The organism is Stenotrophomonas sp. YJH_SMC_29 (assembly GCF_059371235.1).
The window spans coordinates 647,454-663,138 of the sequence record NZ_JCAFUK010000001.1; the positions used below are offsets into that span (position 1 = coordinate 647,454).

General features: G+C 67.6%; 17 protein-coding genes and 2 pseudogenes. 6 read left to right on the forward strand and 13 right to left on the reverse strand.

Features of this window, described 5'->3' with window-relative positions; all coding sequences use genetic code 11:
- Positions 1-30 precede the first annotated feature (30 nt).
- Together AC5P9I_RS03030 and AC5P9I_RS03035 are read right to left on the reverse strand one after the other, a co-directional pair.
- Positions 31-381, reverse strand: coding sequence for a DUF1304 domain-containing protein (locus AC5P9I_RS03030; RefSeq protein WP_049469749.1), 351 nt, complete (start codon positions 379-381; stop codon positions 31-33).
- 76 nt (positions 382-457) lie between these two features.
- The gene (locus AC5P9I_RS03035; RefSeq protein WP_130767841.1) at positions 458-1,786 is read right to left on the reverse strand and encodes an NTP/NDP exchange transporter; all 1,329 of its coding nucleotides are present in this window, start codon (positions 1,784-1,786) and stop codon (positions 458-460) included.
- 284 nt (positions 1,787-2,070) lie between these two features.
- On the opposite strand from AC5P9I_RS03035, the gene AC5P9I_RS03040 reads away from it, so the two are divergent.
- Entirely contained in the window at positions 2,071-3,471 is a 1,401-nt protein-coding gene (locus AC5P9I_RS03040; protein ID WP_049469759.1) for a serine hydrolase domain-containing protein, read from the forward strand.
- A gap of 141 nt (positions 3,472-3,612) precedes the next feature.
- Here the strand turns inward: AC5P9I_RS03040 and AC5P9I_RS03045 are convergent, their stop codons facing one another.
- The gene (locus AC5P9I_RS03045; protein WP_049469761.1) at positions 3,613-4,371 is read right to left on the reverse strand and encodes an SDR family NAD(P)-dependent oxidoreductase; all 759 of its coding nucleotides are present in this window, start codon (positions 4,369-4,371) and stop codon (positions 3,613-3,615) included.
- Between the two features lie 114 nt (positions 4,372-4,485).
- On the opposite strand from AC5P9I_RS03045, the gene AC5P9I_RS03050 reads away from it, so the two are divergent.
- Positions 4,486-5,415: a LysR family transcriptional regulator gene (locus tag AC5P9I_RS03050; protein ID WP_049469763.1), complete on the forward strand. Its 930-nt coding sequence runs from the start codon at positions 4,486-4,488 to the stop codon at positions 5,413-5,415.
- 83 nt (positions 5,416-5,498) lie between these two features.
- Here the strand turns inward: AC5P9I_RS03050 and AC5P9I_RS03055 are convergent, their stop codons facing one another.
- From AC5P9I_RS03055 to nudE, 10 genes are all read right to left on the reverse strand, one after another.
- Entirely contained in the window at positions 5,499-5,993 is a 495-nt protein-coding gene (locus AC5P9I_RS03055; RefSeq protein ID WP_049469766.1) for a hypothetical protein, read from the reverse strand.
- A gap of 775 nt (positions 5,994-6,768) precedes the next feature.
- Positions 6,769-7,164, reverse strand: a complete 396-nt coding sequence (gcvH, locus tag AC5P9I_RS03060) for a glycine cleavage system protein GcvH (RefSeq protein WP_049469771.1) — start codon at positions 7,162-7,164, stop codon at positions 6,769-6,771.
- 94 nt (positions 7,165-7,258) lie between these two features.
- Entirely contained in the window at positions 7,259-8,371 is a 1,113-nt protein-coding gene (gcvT, locus tag AC5P9I_RS03065) for a glycine cleavage system aminomethyltransferase GcvT (RefSeq protein ID WP_049469774.1), read from the reverse strand.
- A gap of 131 nt (positions 8,372-8,502) precedes the next feature.
- A complete protein-coding gene (locus tag AC5P9I_RS03070) occupies positions 8,503-8,946 on the reverse strand; it encodes an NfeD family protein (RefSeq protein WP_049469777.1) in 444 nt (147 codons plus the stop codon).
- 1 nt (position 8,947) lies between these two features.
- Positions 8,948-9,907, reverse strand: a complete 960-nt coding sequence (locus tag AC5P9I_RS03075) for an SPFH domain-containing protein (protein WP_049469781.1) — start codon at positions 9,905-9,907, stop codon at positions 8,948-8,950.
- A gap of 66 nt (positions 9,908-9,973) precedes the next feature.
- Positions 9,974-10,276, reverse strand: a complete 303-nt coding sequence (locus tag AC5P9I_RS03080; protein ID WP_049469782.1) for an Mpo1-like protein — start codon at positions 10,274-10,276, stop codon at positions 9,974-9,976.
- Between the two features lie 125 nt (positions 10,277-10,401).
- On the reverse strand, positions 10,402-10,731 hold the full coding sequence (locus tag AC5P9I_RS03085) for a YnfA family protein (protein ID WP_049395784.1): 330 nt from the start codon (positions 10,729-10,731) through the stop codon (positions 10,402-10,404).
- Positions 10,728-11,567, reverse strand: a complete 840-nt coding sequence (gene mazG / locus AC5P9I_RS03090; protein WP_049469785.1) for a nucleoside triphosphate pyrophosphohydrolase — start codon at positions 11,565-11,567, stop codon at positions 10,728-10,730. Before mazG ends, AC5P9I_RS03085 begins: the two co-directional genes overlap by 4 nt.
- A gap of 14 nt (positions 11,568-11,581) precedes the next feature.
- Entirely contained in the window at positions 11,582-12,385 is an 804-nt protein-coding gene (gene cysQ / locus AC5P9I_RS03095) for a 3'(2'),5'-bisphosphate nucleotidase CysQ (RefSeq protein WP_049469789.1), read from the reverse strand.
- On the reverse strand, positions 12,382-12,945 hold the full coding sequence (gene nudE, locus AC5P9I_RS03100) for an ADP compounds hydrolase NudE (RefSeq protein ID WP_064239035.1): 564 nt from the start codon (positions 12,943-12,945) through the stop codon (positions 12,382-12,384). Before nudE ends, cysQ begins: the two co-directional genes overlap by 4 nt.
- 77 nt (positions 12,946-13,022) lie before the next feature.
- Here nudE and bioA point away from each other — a divergent pair, with 77 nt between their 5' ends.
- From bioA to AC5P9I_RS03120, 4 genes and pseudogenes are all read left to right on the forward strand, one after another.
- The gene (bioA, locus tag AC5P9I_RS03105) at positions 13,023-14,414 is read left to right on the forward strand and encodes an adenosylmethionine--8-amino-7-oxononanoate transaminase (protein WP_049469795.1); all 1,392 of its coding nucleotides are present in this window, start codon (positions 13,023-13,025) and stop codon (positions 14,412-14,414) included.
- Positions 14,405-15,142: a 16S rRNA (uracil(1498)-N(3))-methyltransferase gene (locus tag AC5P9I_RS03110; protein ID WP_057494966.1), complete on the forward strand. Its 738-nt coding sequence runs from the start codon at positions 14,405-14,407 to the stop codon at positions 15,140-15,142. Before bioA ends, AC5P9I_RS03110 begins: the two co-directional genes overlap by 10 nt.
- 157 nt (positions 15,143-15,299) lie before the next feature.
- A pseudogene (locus AC5P9I_RS03115) lies at positions 15,300-15,413 on the forward strand (16S rRNA (uracil(1498)-N(3))-methyltransferase); the annotation flags it as partial.
- Positions 15,414-15,567: 154 nt separating this feature from the next.
- Positions 15,568-15,681: pseudogene (locus tag AC5P9I_RS03120) on the forward strand (16S rRNA (uracil(1498)-N(3))-methyltransferase); the annotation flags it as partial.
- Positions 15,682-15,685: the final 4 nt, after the last annotated feature.

The following is a 15,685-nucleotide window of genomic DNA, read 5'->3' on the forward strand; positions in this document are numbered from 1 at the left end:
CCCACGAGGGGCTGCGCCGTTGGCTGGAAACTACGCCAGCGCGCGAAACACCAACGCCAGGATCGCCGGCACCGCCTGGATCATGAAAATGCGGCGGCTCACGCTGTAGGCGCCATAGCACCCCGCCACCACCACACAGGCCAGCGAGAACGTCACCAGCACCGGCTGTGCCATCGCCAGCCCCACCCCGATGCCTGCCGCCAGGAAGCCGTTGTACAGGCCCTGGTTGGCCGCCAGCACGCGCGTGGTCTCGGCCTTCTCCGGCGTGTTGCGGAAGGTCTTCAGGCCCAGCGGGCGGGTCCACAGGAACATCTCCAGCACCAGGAAATAGACGTGCAGCAGTGCGACCAGCAGGGTCAGGGCGAGTGCGATCCAGTACATGGGCGGTTCCTTGGACAGGGAAGGAGAATGGGGTCAGCGCCCTTTCCCCGCGGGAAAGGGCTCTGACCCCGGCAAATCAGCGGTCGCGCGGCAGTTTCTTTTCTTCGCGCAGCACGCCGAATGCGGCAGCGGTCATGCACGCGGCCACCACCACGCCACCGATGAACACGACGTGCGATCCGAACAGGGACAGGCCCTTGTGCAGCCACGCGAAGCTCAGGTCCGCGCCGCGGTAGACCACGGTGTCGATCGCGGCGCCCGCCTTGTAGCGCCACTGCCGGTCCACGCGCGTGTAGATGGTCTCGCGCGCCGGCTTGGCCAGCGCGAACTCGCTGGCGCGGGTCATCACCTGCACCACCGCGACCATCAGCGGCATCGGCGAGGCCGCCAGCACCGAGAAGCCGATCAGGATCGCGAACCCGGGAACCAGCAGCGCCGGCGCGATGCCATGGCGCGACAGCAGCCAGCGGGTCAGGCCCAGCTGCGTCAGCAGCGCCAGCGCGTTCACCGCCAGGTCGATGCGCGAGAAGAACGCGGTACTGGCCGCCGGGTCGGTGAAGGCCGCACGCACGATGCTGGCCTGCTGGTTGTACAACAGCGTGCCGACGCCCACGCCGAACACCACCATCACCGCCAGCCAGCGCAGCAGCGGCTCGCGCACGATCAGTTTCAGGCCATCCAGTACGCTGCCGCCCATCGGCTGCTCGCCGGACACCAGTTGCTGCTCGCGTTCGCGCAGCACCGCCCAGTGCCGCAGCCGCCAGATGCTCAACAGACAGATGGCGAGGAAACCGGCCGAGACCAGCATCAGGTTGGCGATGCCCACGCGTTGCACCAGCGCACTGGTGATGATCGGGCCGAGGAAGGCCCCGATGGTGCCTGCCGCGCCGATGTAGCCGTAGAAGGCCCGTGCCTGCGCGTTGGAGAACACGTCGGCCATGAAGCTCCAGAACACCGCCACCGCGAACAGGTTGAAGACCGTGATCCAGAAGAAGAACGCCATGCCGCGGCCCGGCACGCCGCTGTCGAACATGACATAGAAGCCCAGCAGGGTAACGATGAAGAAGCCATACACCGCGGGCAGGAACACGCGCCGCGGGAAGCGGCTGACCAGCCAGCCGTAGACCGGCTGCAGCACCAGCATGATCACGAACACGCAGGAGAACAGGAACTGCAGGACGAAATCCTTCAATGCGATGCCATGGCTCTGGAACCAGGCAATCAGCACGGGCGGAAACACCGTTTCCAGGTCGGCGGAAGCGGCCATCGCCTCGCGCACCGGGCGCAGCACGTAGTAGCCGCTGAGCAGGCAGAAGAAGTACAGGAACGACCACCACAGCGCCGGCGACTCGCGCAGCGCCGTCGTCAGTCCGCGCAGTGCCCCCTTGCCCGGTGCCGCGCTCACACAGCGGCCCTCGCCCGCAGACGGCGGTTGGACAGCGGCATGGCAGGCTCCGGGGGGCAGTGAAGCGCGTACGTTAGCCAATGCACCGCAACAGCGCCAGCGTGCCCCGTCCTGCCGCCTGCGACGGCGCAGGACGCAGCCCAGCGGCGACACGTTCCGACACACTTTCGGGGCGTCAAAATTCCAACTTTTTCAACGAGATGCGCATTCATCTTCGCTTTGTTTGTGCACAGAGGAAAAGCGGCGCTAGAATCGCCATCAGCAGTCGCGCACGGGTCCAACCGATGAAAAAGAACAGCCTGCGTCGTCCGATCCGTTCGGCGGCTACCGGTTTGCTGGGCATGTTGATGCCCGTTGCCTTGTCCACCACCGCGCAGACCCCGCCGGCGTTGCCACCGATGCCGGCCAACATTGAATCGGCCGCCACCAGCGCCGTGCCGCACACCCAGCCAGCGGCCTACCGCACCGGGCTGGTGCCGCATGTGCAGGCGCCGGCCCCCGGCTTCAACGTCGCCAACATCGAGTCGATGGCGCAGCAGCTCACCTATGGCGAGCGCGTGCCGGGCATGGCGGTGGCGATCGTGCAGGGCGGCCGCATCCTCAGCGCGCGCGGCTATGGCGTTACCGACGTCAACAATCCGCAGCCGGTCGATGCGCACACTGTGTTCCGCCTGGCCTCGCTGTCGAAGGCGTTCGCCGGCACCATGGCCGGCCTGCTGGTCAACGACGGTACGCTGCGCTGGGACAGCAAGGTCACCGACTACGTGCCGGGCTTCCGCCTGAGCTCGCCGGAAGCAACCGATCGGCTGACCGTGGCCGATGTGCTCAGCCACCGCGTCGGCCTGCCCTACAACGCCTATGACCGCGATATCGAAGGCAACGCCGAGTACTACGCGCTGACCCAGAAGCTGGCCAACACCAGCCTCAAGTGCCTGCCGGGCGACTGCTACGCCTACCAGAACGTGGCCTTCAGCCTGATCGGCGACGTCGTCTATGCCGCGTCCGGCAGCTTTTACGAGCAGTCGGTGGAGCGCCGCATCTTCAAGCCGCTGGGCATGAACGATGCCAGCCTGGGCCTGGCCGGCATCCAGGCCAGCTCGCGCTGGGCGCGTCCGCACGTGCGCAGCCGCAATGGCTGGGTCTCGCTGACGCCGAAGCCGACCTACTACCGCGTGGCGCCGGCGGCCGGCGTCAATGCCAGCGCCAGTGACATGGCGCAGTGGCTGCTGGCCCATACCGGCCATCGCCCCGACGTGCTGCCGGCCCCGCTGCTGGCCACGCTGCATTCGAGCCTGATCAACACCCCGGGCGAAATGCGTTCGGGGTGGCGTCGCGAGCGCCTGCACTCGGCGGGCTACGCCCTGGGATGGCGCACGTTCGACTACGCCGGCCACGACGTGGTGTTCCATGCCGGCGCCGTGCAGGGCTATCGCGGCCTGGTCGCGCTGGTGCCGGAACGCGACCTCGGCATCGCCATCCTCTGGAATGGCGAAAGCGGCCTGCCCAGCGGCCTGCTGCCGACCGTGCTCGACTCCGCGCTGGGCCTGCCGGCGCAGCGCTGGCTGGACGTGGACACCGACTTTGGCAGCGACAACCTGATGGCCGAGGGTGCGAGCCCGGCGCAGCAGGACAAGCGCAAGGGCAAGGGTGCCTCCGGCAATCGCGCGGTTGCCTCGCCGCGCTGATCGGGCGGGCTCGACCGTGAGCCTGAAGGGCGGCCTGCGGGCCGCCCTTTTTGTTGTTGTGTTGAGCCGAGCCACGCTCGGCCGAGCGGCATCGTGGCGAAAAACCGCCGAGCATGGGTTCGGCGCTACAGCTCCGCAGCGCTAGTGCGCAAAGTAGTGCATGCCACCGTCCACCGGGATCACCGCACCGGTGATGTAGCCAGCCAGCGGCGAGGCCAGGAACGCCACCAGCGGCGCCACTTCCTCCGGCTCTCCGAAGCGTCCGATGGGGATGTTGCGCGCAATGAACTCGCGCCGGCTGGCTTCGGTGGGATGCAGGCGATCGAGGATCTGCGCGCTGTTGATACGCCCCGGCGCGATCGCATTCACCGTGATGCCCTGCCCGGCCAGCTCCGATGCCAGCCCCTTGTTCCACAGATGCAGTGCCGCCTTCGCCGCGGTAGCGGCATTGACCGCGCGTGGCTCCATCGAACCGCTGAAGTTGATCACCCGCCCCCATCGGCGCGCCTGCATGTCCGGCAACAGTGCCTGGGTCAGCCGTCGCGCAGCGGAGAAGTTCAGGGCGATCGCCTCGTCCCATACCTCGTCAGCGGCGTCCACCGTGGTCGGACGCGAGCCTCCCGCCGCATTGACCAGGATGTCGATGCGCTGCAACGCGACCCGCGATGCCTGTGCGACATGCAGGACGTCCTCGGCAACGGTGAGATCGCCGGCCACGACGACCGGTGCTGCGCCGCCGTCGGCTTCGATCCGTGCGGCCAATGCCAGCAGCGGTTCCTGGCGCCGCGACGTGATGGCGACGTGCACGCCCTGCGCCGCCAGCTGCCTGGCGACGGCGGCACCGATGCCGCTGGCCGCGCCCGTCACCAGTGCGGTACGGCCTGCAAGATTCAAGTCCATGGGGGTCTCCTGTCAGTGCGGCCGGTGCATCCGGCCGGTGCAGGACAGGCTGTACGATCACCCCTGATTGATAAACTCCGCGCAGGTTTCAGCATTCAACACCCGGGGTGTCAGATGAACCTGCTGGAAAGCATGCAGGTCTACGTGCTGATCGTGGACAAGGGCAGCCTCAGTGCGGCCGCGGCGGCGATGGAGATCTCCGCGACGATGGCGGGCAAGCACCTGCGTGCGCTGGAAGCCCGGCTGGGGATGCAGCTGTTGAGCCGTACCACCCGGCGCCAGCACATGACGCCATTCGGCGAGGACTACTACACGCGCTGCAAGGAGATCCTGCGCCTGGTGGAGGAGACCGACGCGCAGGCGCAGCACCAGCAGCTCTCACCGGCGGGCACGCTGCGCATCAGTGCACCGGTGATCTTCGGTACACACGCGCTGGTGCCGGCGCTGGCCGAGTACATGGCGCGTCATCCGGATGTCCGCGTCGAAGCCACGCTGACCGATCGTGTGGTCGACCTGGCCGAAGAGGGCTTCGAGGCGGCACTGCGCATCGGAACGCTGGCCGACAGCACCGTGCTGGTTGCGCGTGCGCTGGCGCCCTATCGCCTGATGATGTGCGCCTCGCCCGCGTACCTGGCCCGGCATGGCACGCCACACAGCGTGCAGGCGCTTGCCCGGCACCAGTGCCTGTCGTTCGAACCGAGCGCGCTGGCACAGTGGCTGCAGGGCGATGCTGGCGGGCTCGACCGCGTTCCCGACGGGCGGCTGCAGATCAACAATGGCGAAGCGCTGCGTTCGGCGGCGCTGCATGGCCTGGGCATCGTCCTGCAATCGACACTGCTGCTGGGCGCCGATGTCGACGCCGGACGCCTGGTGCAGCTGTTCCCCGAACACGGCCAGGCCGGTCGGCCGATGCACGTGGTCTACGCCCACGACCGTTACCGTTCGACCCGCCTGCGCAGCTTCCTGGATTTCCTGGTGGAGCGCTTTCCACCGGCGCCGCACCGGCAACGTCGACCGTCTGAAAAGCCGTCGGGCATGGCTTGACGCTACAGACGGCCCCATAAAAAAACCCCCTCCCCGCTGGGCAGCCAGGGAAGGGGTTTCAGGATGCGGCTATCGGGAAGTACTTAGATCAGCGGCGCCGGGGTTGCCGGCAGAGCGACCGGAGCGGCCTTCTTCTTGCGGGCGGCCGGCTTGCGCTTGGCAACCTTCTTCGCCGCCTTCTTCGGGGCAGCCTTCTTGGTGGCCTTCTTCGCGGTCTTCTTCACTGCCTTCTTGGCGGTCTTCTTGACGGCCTTCTTGGCAGTGGCCTTCTTCGCGACCTTCTTGGCAGGCTTGCGGGCCGTTGCCTTCTTGGCGGTCTTCTTGGTGGCCTTCTTGGCTACCTTCTTCGCGGCCTTCTTGGCAGTGGACTTCTTGGCGACCTTCTTTGCCGCCTTCTTCACTGCCTTCTTCGCAGTGGCCTTCTTGGCGACCTTCTTCGCCGCCTTCTTCACTGCCTTCTTGGCGGTCGCCTTCTTCGCGACCTTCTTCACTGCCTTCTTGGCAGCGGCCTTCTTCGCGACCTTCTTCACCGCCTTCTTGGCGGCGGGCTTTTTCTTCGCAGCTTTCTTGGTTGCCATGGGATGGCTCCTCGTCAGTGATAGGGAGTTGAAACGCCCAGGTGGATCAAACCCGCGGATGCTGCGTGCGGGGACCGCCGGCGCGTCAGGCGCGCCGTTACGGATGCGGCAATGCCCGCCTCGATCGGCGGAGCGGGCACTGGAACGGAAGGTGCCTTGCATTTCTCCGGGGGAAGCGGGGCCGTGTCCACCGTCATCAGGGTCGCGGTGGTCTTGAGGGGGCTGCTTCGCATCGGACGATTGATTCTGCGCACTCGGTTGGGCAGGCAAGGTCTGCTGAGGCGAAACCTAATCACGGTTTTTTTTACTGTCAACAACCCCCGCGAAAAATTTTCACATCCGCGCCATCCCGGACACCGCCTGCGCCGCCGGCACGCACGGCCTGCAATGGCGGTTGACGCGGTGACCACGTGCGCCGCAACGACCAGCGCCGATGCACACGTTGAACAAAAACCACTTGAAATAAGCACTCCGCGCAATCATGCGTAGTGCCGTCGCGCGCGTGCGCGTGCTTCGCCGATGGTTGCTGGCACCGCCGCCAACGCCAGCACAACGGGGCCGCAACGGGGGGCGAAAAGTTTTCACATCCGACTGCGTCGGAGCGGGGCGGAAACGTGGATTTGCGCAAAACTGCGCACGCCTGTCGGCACCGTTCGTCTGTCTGCTGATGCCGCGCCGAGGGCGCGCAGCGAACCGGCCGGCATGAGTCCGATGCGGTCGTCAAAACAAAAACGGCCACCCGAAGGTGGCCGTTCCAGAACCCGGAGGCGACGACTCAGTGGTCGTCGTTCTCCAGGGCTTCGGCGTACGCGTCCGGATCGAGCAGGTCGTTGATCTCTTCGGCGTTGGTCAGTTCGACCACGAACATCCAGCCTTCGCCGTAGGCATCTTCGTTGATGGTTTCCGGCTTGTCGGACAGCGCCGCGTTGACCTCGACGACCTTGCCGCTGACCGGGCTGTAGACGTCCGAGGCGGCCTTCACCGACTCGACGACGGCGATCTGCTCGCCGGCCTTGGCGTCGGCGCCGACTTCCGGCAGTTCGACGTAGACCAGGTCACCCAGCAGGCCCTGGGCGTGGTCGGAAATACCGACGGTGACGCGGCCATTGCCTTCGACACGGGCCCACTCATGGGACTTGAGGAACTTGAGGTCGCCGGGGATCTCGCTCATGGGACTGCTCCAGAGATATGCAGGGGGTGGAAAAAACGGGGCTAGTGTAACCAACCGGCCGCCACTGCTGTCAGTGACGACCGGCATGTCCGGATCAGGCGTCGGCGAGCACGCCGGGCTGGGCCTGGCCTTCGCGCACGAACGGGAACTTGACCACGCGCACCGGCACCTGCCGACCGCGGATATCGACGGTGACCTCGCCGAGCTCACCGGCCGGCACACGGGCGAAGGCGATGCCCTTGGCCAGGGTCGGCGAGAAGGTGCCGGACAGGATCTCGCCCTGGCCACTGGCCGTGGTCACCGCCTGGCCGTGGCGCAGCACGCCCTTCTCGTCCATCACCAGACCGATCATCTGGCGCGCGGTGCCGGCGGCCTTCTGCGCCTCCAGCACGTCGCGGCCGATGAAGTCGCGGCCTTCGTCCAGCGACACGGTCCAGGCCAGCGCCGCTTCATACGGGCTGATCTCTTCATCCATGTCCTGGCCGTACAGGTTCATGCCGGCTTCCAGGCGCAGGGTGTCGCGCGCGCCGAGGCCGGCCGGCTTCACCCCTGCCGCCAGCAGGCGGTTCCAGAACGCGACCACGGCATCCTGCGGCAACAGGATCTCGAAACCATCTTCACCGGTGTAGCCGGTGCGCGCGACGAACAGCTCGACGCCATCATCGGACTGCGCCTGCAGGGCGGCGAAACGCCCCAGCTTGGTCAACGCGGCACGGTCGGCTTCGCGGGCCAGGCCGATCACGATGTCGCGCGCCTTCGGGCCCTGCACGGCGAGGATCGCCAGGTCCGGACGCTGCTCGACCGAAACGCCGAACGGCGCGGCCTGCTCGCGCAGCCACGCCAGATCCTTCTCGCGGGTGGATGCGTTGACCACCATGCGGAAGAATCCTTCGTCCAGGTAATAGACGATCAGATCGTCGATGACACCGCCGCGCGGATTCAGCATGCACGAGTACAGCGCCTTGCCGGTCACCTTCAGCTTGTCGATCGAGTTGGCCAGCAGGCGACGCAGGAACGGCTTGACCTGGTCACCGCGCAGGTCGACCACGGTCATGTGGCTGACGTCGAACACGCCGGCGTCGCGACGCACCAGATGATGCTCGTCCAGCTGCGAGCCGTAGTGGATGGGCATGTCCCAACCCCCGAAATCGACCATCTTGGCGCCGAGGGCGCGGTGGGTATCGTTGAGCAGCGTCTTCTGGGTCATGACCGGGTCCGGCAGCAGAGGAAACAAGAATCCCCATTATCCCAGATCGGTCGCCCGCAGGCGTGCCGCAGCGCAGCGCCGGAGCGCAAGCGCCGAGCCCACGCCCGGCGCCCGCACGAAGCGGCCCGGCTCTACAGGGAGCGGCCCGCAGCCTCGACCTGCAGCGTGCTGCCCTGCACCGCCACCACCCGCACCCACGTACCCGCCGGCAGCTCCGGGCCGCTCACCGGCCAGGACGCATCGTCGATGCTGACCCGTCCGTGGCCATCGACGATGCCCTGCTGCAGTACCACCTCCCGGCCGACCAGCTGCTCGGCGCGGCGGTTGAGCAACGGCGCATCGCTGGGCCGTGCCCGCGGCCGTCCCCAGCGCCGGTAGCACTGGATCGACACCACGCTCAGCAGGACGAAGGCGATCACCTGCCACAACAGCGGAATGTCGCTGAATACCGCAACCAGCACGAACACGGCCGCCGCGCCAATGCCGATCCACAGCATGAACGCACCCGGCGCCAGCGCTTCGGCCGCGAACAGCAGCAGCGCCAACGCGCCCCAACCGACGACTTCCCAGCGCATGTCAGCCTCCGAGCGGCGGCGGCCGCTTGCCCGCGGCCTTGTTGTCCTGGCTGGCCAGCGCCTGCTTTGCCAGTTCGGCCACGCCTGCGATCGATCCGATCACCCCGCTGGCCTCCATCGGCATCAGCACCAGCTTCTGGTTCGGCGAACTGGCCAGTTCCTTGAACGCTTCCACGTACTTCTGCGCGACAAAGTAGTTGATCGCCTGCACGTCACCCTCGGCGATCGCCGCCGACACCACCTTGGTGGCCATCGCTTCGGCCTCGGCCAGGCGTTCGCGCGCCTCGGCATCGCGGAACGCGGCTTCGCGACGGCCCTCGGCCTCCAGGACGGTGGCCTGCTTTTCGCCATCGGCGCGCAGGATCTCCGACTGGCGTGAACCCTCTGCCTCGAGGATCTGCGCGCGCTTTTCGCGCTCGGCCTTCATCTGCCGCGCCATCGCGTCCAGCAGATCGCGCGGCGGCTGGATGTCGCGGATCTCGATGCGGTTGACCTTCACGCCCCAGGGATTGGTGGCATGGTCGACCACGCTCAGCAGCTGGGCATTGATGACCTCGCGCTGGCTGAGCGATTCATCCAGGTCCATCGAACCGATCACGGTACGGATGTTGGTCTGCACCAGGGCGATCATCGCCACTTCCAGGTTGGCCACCTCATAGGCGGCCTTGGCCGCATCCAGGACCTGGAAGAACACCACGCCGTCCACGCGCACGGCGGCGTTGTCCTTGGTGATCACTTCCTGGCTGGGCACATCCAGCACCTGCTCCATCATGTTCACCTTGCGTCCCACGCCGTACACGATCGGGATCAGGAAGTGCAGGCCGGGGCTCATGGTGTGCGTGTACCGCCCGAAGCGCTCGACGGTCCATTCGTAGCCCTGCGGTACCATCCGTACCGCCTTGAACAGGATGACCACGGCCACGAAAGCCAGTACCGCGGTGAAAAACATGGTCGGGAACATCTCGCTTTCCTTATCTGTGACGTCCAGGCCCCAGCATAGCGCGTGAAGGCCCCATTCACAGGGGAACTACCAGGGCACGCGCCCGCGCAGGATGTCGGCGAACATCACCCAGTCGCCCATGAACGAGTACAGCGGGTGCTGGAATGTCGCCGGGCGGTTCTTCTCGAAAAAGAAATGACCGACCCAGGCGAAGCCGTAACCGCAGACCAGGGCGGCCAGCACGAGGATGGCTTGCCCGCGCAGGATTGCAGCCGCAACCAGCAGCAGCACCCCGCAGCTGCCGATGAAGTGCAGGCGGCGCGACACCGGGTGGCGATGCTCGCTGAGGTAGAACGGATAGAACTCGCGGAAGCTGGCGAAGCGGGACATGCGCGTGCTCCGGGAACCAGGGTCGTCGCCATCATGCACCATCGCCGACCTTGTGGCGCCGAGCCATGCCCGGCTTGCGCGCGCCAGCACGGTCGGCAGGAAGCGCCGCCACGCATGGCCCGGCGCTACCCTGATGAGGTGCGCGGCCCGAACATGATCACCGCCATGCCGGCCAGGCACAGCGCAGCGCCCAGCAGGTCCCAGCGGCTGGGGCGGATGCCGTCGACCAGCCACAACCAGAACAGCGCGGTGCCGATGTACACGCCACCGTAGGCCGCATAGACCCGCCCACTGGCGGTCGGGTGCAGGGTCAACAGCCACGCGAACAGGGCCAGGCTGGCCGCGGCCGGCAACAACAACCAGACGCTGCCGCCCTTGCGCAGCCATACCCAGGGCAGGTAGCAGCCGACGATCTCGGCCAGCGCGGTCAGCAGGAACAGGCCCAGCGTCTTCACGCTTTCTCCGCCGCCTTGGCCTGCTGCCACAGCGCTTCCTGCGCATCCAGGTCCAGTGCGGGCAATGCGCTGCCCTGTGCTTCGGCCTGCGCCTCCATCGCACGGAAACGGCGCTCGAACTTGTGGTTGGCGCCGCGCAGGGCGGCGCCCAGGTCGACATCGGCATGGCGTGCCAGGTTCGCGCAGACGAACAGCAGGTCGCCGAGCTCTTCCTGCAGCCGCGCCTTGTTGCCCGCGATATCGCCGCGCTCGAACTCCTCGCGCAGCTCCTGCAGCTCCTCGGCCGCCTTGTCCAGCACCGGCAGCGGACCTGGCCAGTCGAAACCGACCTTGGCCGCGCGCGACTGCAGCTTCACCGCACGTTGCCACTCCGGCAGGCCGCGCGAGATGCCGGCCAGTGCGGAGGTGTCCTGCTCGCCCTTGGCGGCACGCTCGGCGCGCTTGATCGCCTCCCAGTTGCGCATCACCCCATCGGCATCGTCGACGCTGACATCGGCGAACACATGCGGGTGGCGGCGCTGCATCTTGTCACTGATCGCGCGGGCGACGTCGGCGAAGCCGAACGCGCCCTGCTCCTCGGCCATGCGCGCATGGAACACCACCTGCAGCAGCAGGTCGCCGAGCTCGTCGCAGAGATCGTCGAGGTCGCCGCGGTCGATCGCATCGGCCACCTCGTAGGCTTCCTCGATGGTGTACGGGGTAATGGTCGAGAAGTCCTGCTCCAGGTCCCATGGGCAACCTCCCTGCGGGTCGCGCAGGCGCGCCATGATGACCAGCAGGCGTTGCAGTTGATGGCTTGCCTCGCTGCCGGCGGCAGGGGTGTCGTGCGCGCTCATGCGGCCTCCAGGAATCAGTCGGACAACCAGTCCCGCCACGGCAGACTGGTATCACCAAGGGCGATGAAATCGCCGTTCAACAGGGTTTCGCGGCGGTTGTAGCGGAACGGCTTGCCGGTCGCCGCCGACAGCACCGCACCACCAGCGGCGTGCAGCACGCACTGGCCGGCCGCGGTATCCCATTCAGAGGTCGGGCCGAGCCGCGGGTAGACATCCAGGCCGCCTTCGGCGATCCGGCAGAACTTCAGCGACGAGCCCTGCGCGATGGTCTCGATGCGGCCCATGCGCGCCAGCAGCGCCTCGGTTTCCGGCGAACGGTGCGAGCGGCTGGCGGCAACGCGCAGCGGGGCGGTGGCCGGCGTGCGGGTACGCAGCACGGTGTCGTGCAGGCCCTGCCGCCGGTAGGCCAGCTCGCCACGCATGGCATGCCAGACGATGCCGGTAACCGGCGCCAGCACCACGCCGAAGGCCGGCGCGCCCTGGTAGATCAGCGCGATGTTGACGCTGAACTCGCCATTGCGCTTGACGAATTCACGGGTGCCGTCAAGCGGGTCCACCAGCCAGTACGCGCCCCAGTGGCGCCGTTGTTCCCACCCCACCTGTGCCGATTCCTCGGACAGGATCGGCAGGTCCGGGGTCAGCTGGCGCAGGCCCAGTTCGATGACCTGGTTGGCGGCCAGGTCGGCGGCGGTGACCGGGCTGTCGTCGTCCTTGATCTGCACCTCGAAGCCATCGGCGTACACCTGCATGATGGCCTGTCCGGCTTCCTGGGCGATGGCGATGGCGGTCTCGCGCAGGTCCGTGGTCAGCTTGATCATCGCGTTCCCTGCAGCCACTGGCGGGCGATGAACAGCGCCGCCAGCGAGCGTCCCTCGGAGAAGTCCTCGCGCAGCATCAGCCGGTCCAGATCGGCCAGCTTCCACGGCACCACTTCCAGTTCTTCCGGCTCGTCGCCGGCCAGCTTTTCCGGGTACAGGTCGCGCGCCACCACCAGCCACGACTGGTGGCTCATGTAGGTCGGGGCCAGGGTCATCGCGCGCAGCACGTCGACCCGGCGCGCACCATAACCGGCCTCTTCCTTCAGTTCGCGGTCGGCGGCCTGCTCGGGGGTCTCGCCGGCGTCGATCCGGCCCTTGACCAGCCCCAGCTCGTAGCGGTGCATGCCAGCGGCGTATTCACGTACCAGCAGCACGGTTTCGTCGTCGAGCATCGGCACCACCACCACCGCACCATGCCCGCGGCTGACCAGCCGCTCGAAGCGGCGGCGTTCGCCGTTGGAGAACTCCAGGTCCAGATGCTGGCGCTGGAAGGGGCCGTTCTCCTCATCGGTGATCCGATGGATGATCGGCAAGCGACGGCCGGCACGGTCATCGTTCATGCGGGATCTCCGCGGCGACCGGCGGCTGTGCCGGGGCCGATAGAATGTGCAGGCAGCAACATGTTCATGAGCCCGAAATGCTAGCAGACCCAACCCCTTCCCCGCTGGCCAGCCATTGGCGGCAGCGCGACCTGCAGGTGCTGTGGCACCCGTGCACGCAGATGCGTGAGCATCCGGACACCCTGCCCCTGGTGCCGATCGCCCGTGGCGAAGGGGCCTGGCTGATCGACCACGATGGCAACCGCTACCTGGACGCGGTCAGCAGCTGGTGGACCAACCTGTTCGGCCACGCCGAGCCGCGCATCGGGGGCGCCATCGCCACCCAGGCCGGGCAACTGGAACAGGTGATGCTGGCAGGCTTCGGCCACGAGCCGGCCATTACCCTGGCCGAACGCCTGCTGGCACTCGCGCCACGCCAGGCCGGCCGTGCACCGCTGGCCAAGGTGTTCTACGCCGACAACGGTTCGGCCGGCGTGGAAGTGGCGCTGAAGATGGCCTTCCAGTACTTCCAGAATCGCGGAGAGTCCCGGCGCACCCGCTTCATCGCGCTCGAGAACGGCTACCACGGCGAAACCCTGGGCGCGTTGGCGCTGGGTGACATCCCGCTGTATCGCCGGGTCTATGCGCCGCTGCTGGCCGAAGGCCTGTTCGCCCCCTCGCCCGATGCCTACCTGGCCGAACCGGGCCAGAGCGCGGCCGATCGTGCGCGGCAGGCGGCCGATGGCCTGGCCACGCTGTTCGACCAGCACCCGGGAGAAGTCTGCGCGGTGGTGCTGGAGCCACGTCTGCAGTGTGCCGGTGGCATGCGCATGCATGATCCGGTCTACCTGCAGCGCGTGCGCGAACTGTGCGACGCGCACGGCGCGTTCATGATCGCCGACGAGATCGCCACCGGCTTCGGCCGCACCGGCACCCTGTTCGCCTGTGAGCAGGCCGGGGTGATGCCGGACCTGATGTGCCTGTCCAAGGGCCTGACCGGCGGCTTCCTGCCGCTGGCCGCAGTGCTGGCCACCCAGGCGCTGTACGACGCCTTCCTTGACGACACGCGCGAGCGTGCGTTCCTGCATTCGCACAGCTACACCGGCAACCCGTTGGCCTGCGCAGCCGCACTGGCGACGCTGGACATCTTCCGCGACGACGATGTGATCGCCCGCAACCGCGGCATCGCTTCGGTGATGGGCACGCTGGCGGCTCCTTTCAGCGACCATCCGCACGTGGCCGACGTGCGCCAGGCGGGCATGGTGGTCGCCTTCGAACTGTCGCGCGACGGCAACCGGCGCACGCCGTTCGACCCGGCCCTGCGGCTGGGCCTGCACGCGTACAAGGCCGCGCTGAAACGTGGCGTGGTGCTGCGCCCGCTGGGCGACGTGCTGTACTGGATGCCACCCTATTGCGTGGACGACGAACAACTGGAGCTGCTGGCACATGCGACGCTGGCAGCCATCGACGAGGCGATTGCATGCGCGTGACCCGCTGCCCCATCGACCTGGCGCTGCACAGCGGCCAGACCGTGACCCTGCCGGAAGAGACGGCCAACCACCTGGTGCGGGTGATGCGCCTGCGCGAGGGAGATACCTGCGTACTGTTCAATGGCGACGGCCATGACTACAGCGCGACGCTGACCGTGGCCGGCAAGCGCGAGGTCCAGGTCCGCATCGACGCGGTGCAGGCCGTCGACAACGAATCGCCGCTGGCCATCACCCTGCTGCAGGGCATCGCCCGCGGCGAGAAGATGGACCTGATCCTGCAGAAGGCCACCGAACTGGGCGTGGCGGCGATCATTCCGGTCAACGCCGAGCGGACCGAGGTGAAGCTGGATGCGGCACGGGCCGAGAAGCGCGTGGCGCACTGGAACAACGTGGTGACGTCGGCCTGTGGCCAGTCCGGGCGTGCACGCATCCCGCGGGTGGGTTCGCCGCTGTCGCTGGCCCAGGCCGCCGCTGCGCTGCCGGCCGATACGCTGCGCCTGACCCTGGACCCACTGGGCGCGCATCGGCTGTCGACGCTGCAGGCTGCGCCGGCAGGCGGCATCGTGATCGCGATCGGCCCGGAGGGCGGCTGGTCACCCCGTGATCGCGATCAACTGGCTGCGGCCGGCTTCCAGGGGCTGCAGCTGGGCCCGCGGATCCTGCGCACGGAAACGGCCGGGCTGGCCGCGATTGCCGCATTGCAGGCGCGGTTGGGCGACCTGGGGTGAGGCTGATGCGCGGCAATGCCGACCGCTGGCCGGCATCCACGGGAACATGAGGTTGCCGGCCAGCGGCCGGCACTACCAGCTACCCGACCGGCGGATTACCGATCAGGCCGCCAGCGAATGTCGACGCAGGAAGCCGCTCCCGCTGGCGGCATCGTGATTGCAAGCGGCAGGGTTCCAGGGGCTGCAACTGGGGCCGCGGATCCTGCGCACGGAAACGGCCGGACTGGCCGCGATCGCGGCGTTGCAGGCGCGGTTGGGCGATCTGGGGTAAGGCTTCGTGGTAGTGCCGGCCGCTGGCCGGCATCCACGGGATCATGGGGTTGCCGGCCAGCGGCCGGCACTACCGGGAACCCGACCGGCGGATTGCCGATCAGGCCGCCAGCGAATGCCGACGCTGGAAGCCGCTCCCGCTGGCGGCATCGTGATTGCAAGCGGCCGGCTTCCAGGGGCTGCAGCTGGGCCCGCGGATCCTGCGCACGGAAACGGCCGGGCTGGCCGCGATTGCCGCATTGCAGGCGCGGTTGGGCGACCTGGGGTGAGGCT

Excerpts from the sequence above, each read along its gene's own strand:
- bioA (WP_049469795.1), top strand. The coding sequence starts at position 13,023 with ATGCTAGCAGACCCAACCCCTTCCCCGCTGGCCAGCCATTGGCGGCAG.
- cysQ (WP_049469789.1), bottom strand. The coding sequence starts at position 12,385 with ATGATCAAGCTGACCACGGACCTGCGCGAGACCGCCATCGCCATCGCC.
- AC5P9I_RS03110 (WP_057494966.1), top strand. The coding sequence starts at position 14,405 with ATGCGCGTGACCCGCTGCCCCATCGACCTGGCGCTGCACAGCGGCCAG.
- gcvT (WP_049469774.1), bottom strand. The coding sequence starts at position 8,371 with ATGACCCAGAAGACGCTGCTCAACGATACCCACCGCGCCCTCGGCGCC.
- AC5P9I_RS03030 (WP_049469749.1), bottom strand. The coding sequence starts at position 381 with ATGTACTGGATCGCACTCGCCCTGACCCTGCTGGTCGCACTGCTGCAC.
- AC5P9I_RS03070 (WP_049469777.1), bottom strand. The coding sequence starts at position 8,946 with ATGCGCTGGGAAGTCGTCGGTTGGGGCGCGTTGGCGCTGCTGCTGTTC.
- gcvH (WP_049469771.1), bottom strand. The coding sequence starts at position 7,164 with ATGAGCGAGATCCCCGGCGACCTCAAGTTCCTCAAGTCCCATGAGTGG.
- AC5P9I_RS03050 (WP_049469763.1), top strand. The coding sequence starts at position 4,486 with ATGAACCTGCTGGAAAGCATGCAGGTCTACGTGCTGATCGTGGACAAG.
- AC5P9I_RS03040 (WP_049469759.1), top strand. The coding sequence starts at position 2,071 with ATGAAAAAGAACAGCCTGCGTCGTCCGATCCGTTCGGCGGCTACCGGT.
- nudE (WP_064239035.1), bottom strand. The coding sequence starts at position 12,945 with ATGAACGATGACCGTGCCGGCCGTCGCTTGCCGATCATCCATCGGATC.
- mazG (WP_049469785.1), bottom strand. The coding sequence starts at position 11,567 with ATGAGCGCGCACGACACCCCTGCCGCCGGCAGCGAGGCAAGCCATCAA.
- AC5P9I_RS03055 (WP_049469766.1), bottom strand. The coding sequence starts at position 5,993 with ATGGCAACCAAGAAAGCTGCGAAGAAAAAGCCCGCCGCCAAGAAGGCG.
- AC5P9I_RS03075 (WP_049469781.1), bottom strand. The coding sequence starts at position 9,907 with ATGTTCCCGACCATGTTTTTCACCGCGGTACTGGCTTTCGTGGCCGTG.
- AC5P9I_RS03045 (WP_049469761.1), bottom strand. The coding sequence starts at position 4,371 with ATGGACTTGAATCTTGCAGGCCGTACCGCACTGGTGACGGGCGCGGCC.
- AC5P9I_RS03080 (WP_049469782.1), bottom strand. The coding sequence starts at position 10,276 with ATGTCCCGCTTCGCCAGCTTCCGCGAGTTCTATCCGTTCTACCTCAGC.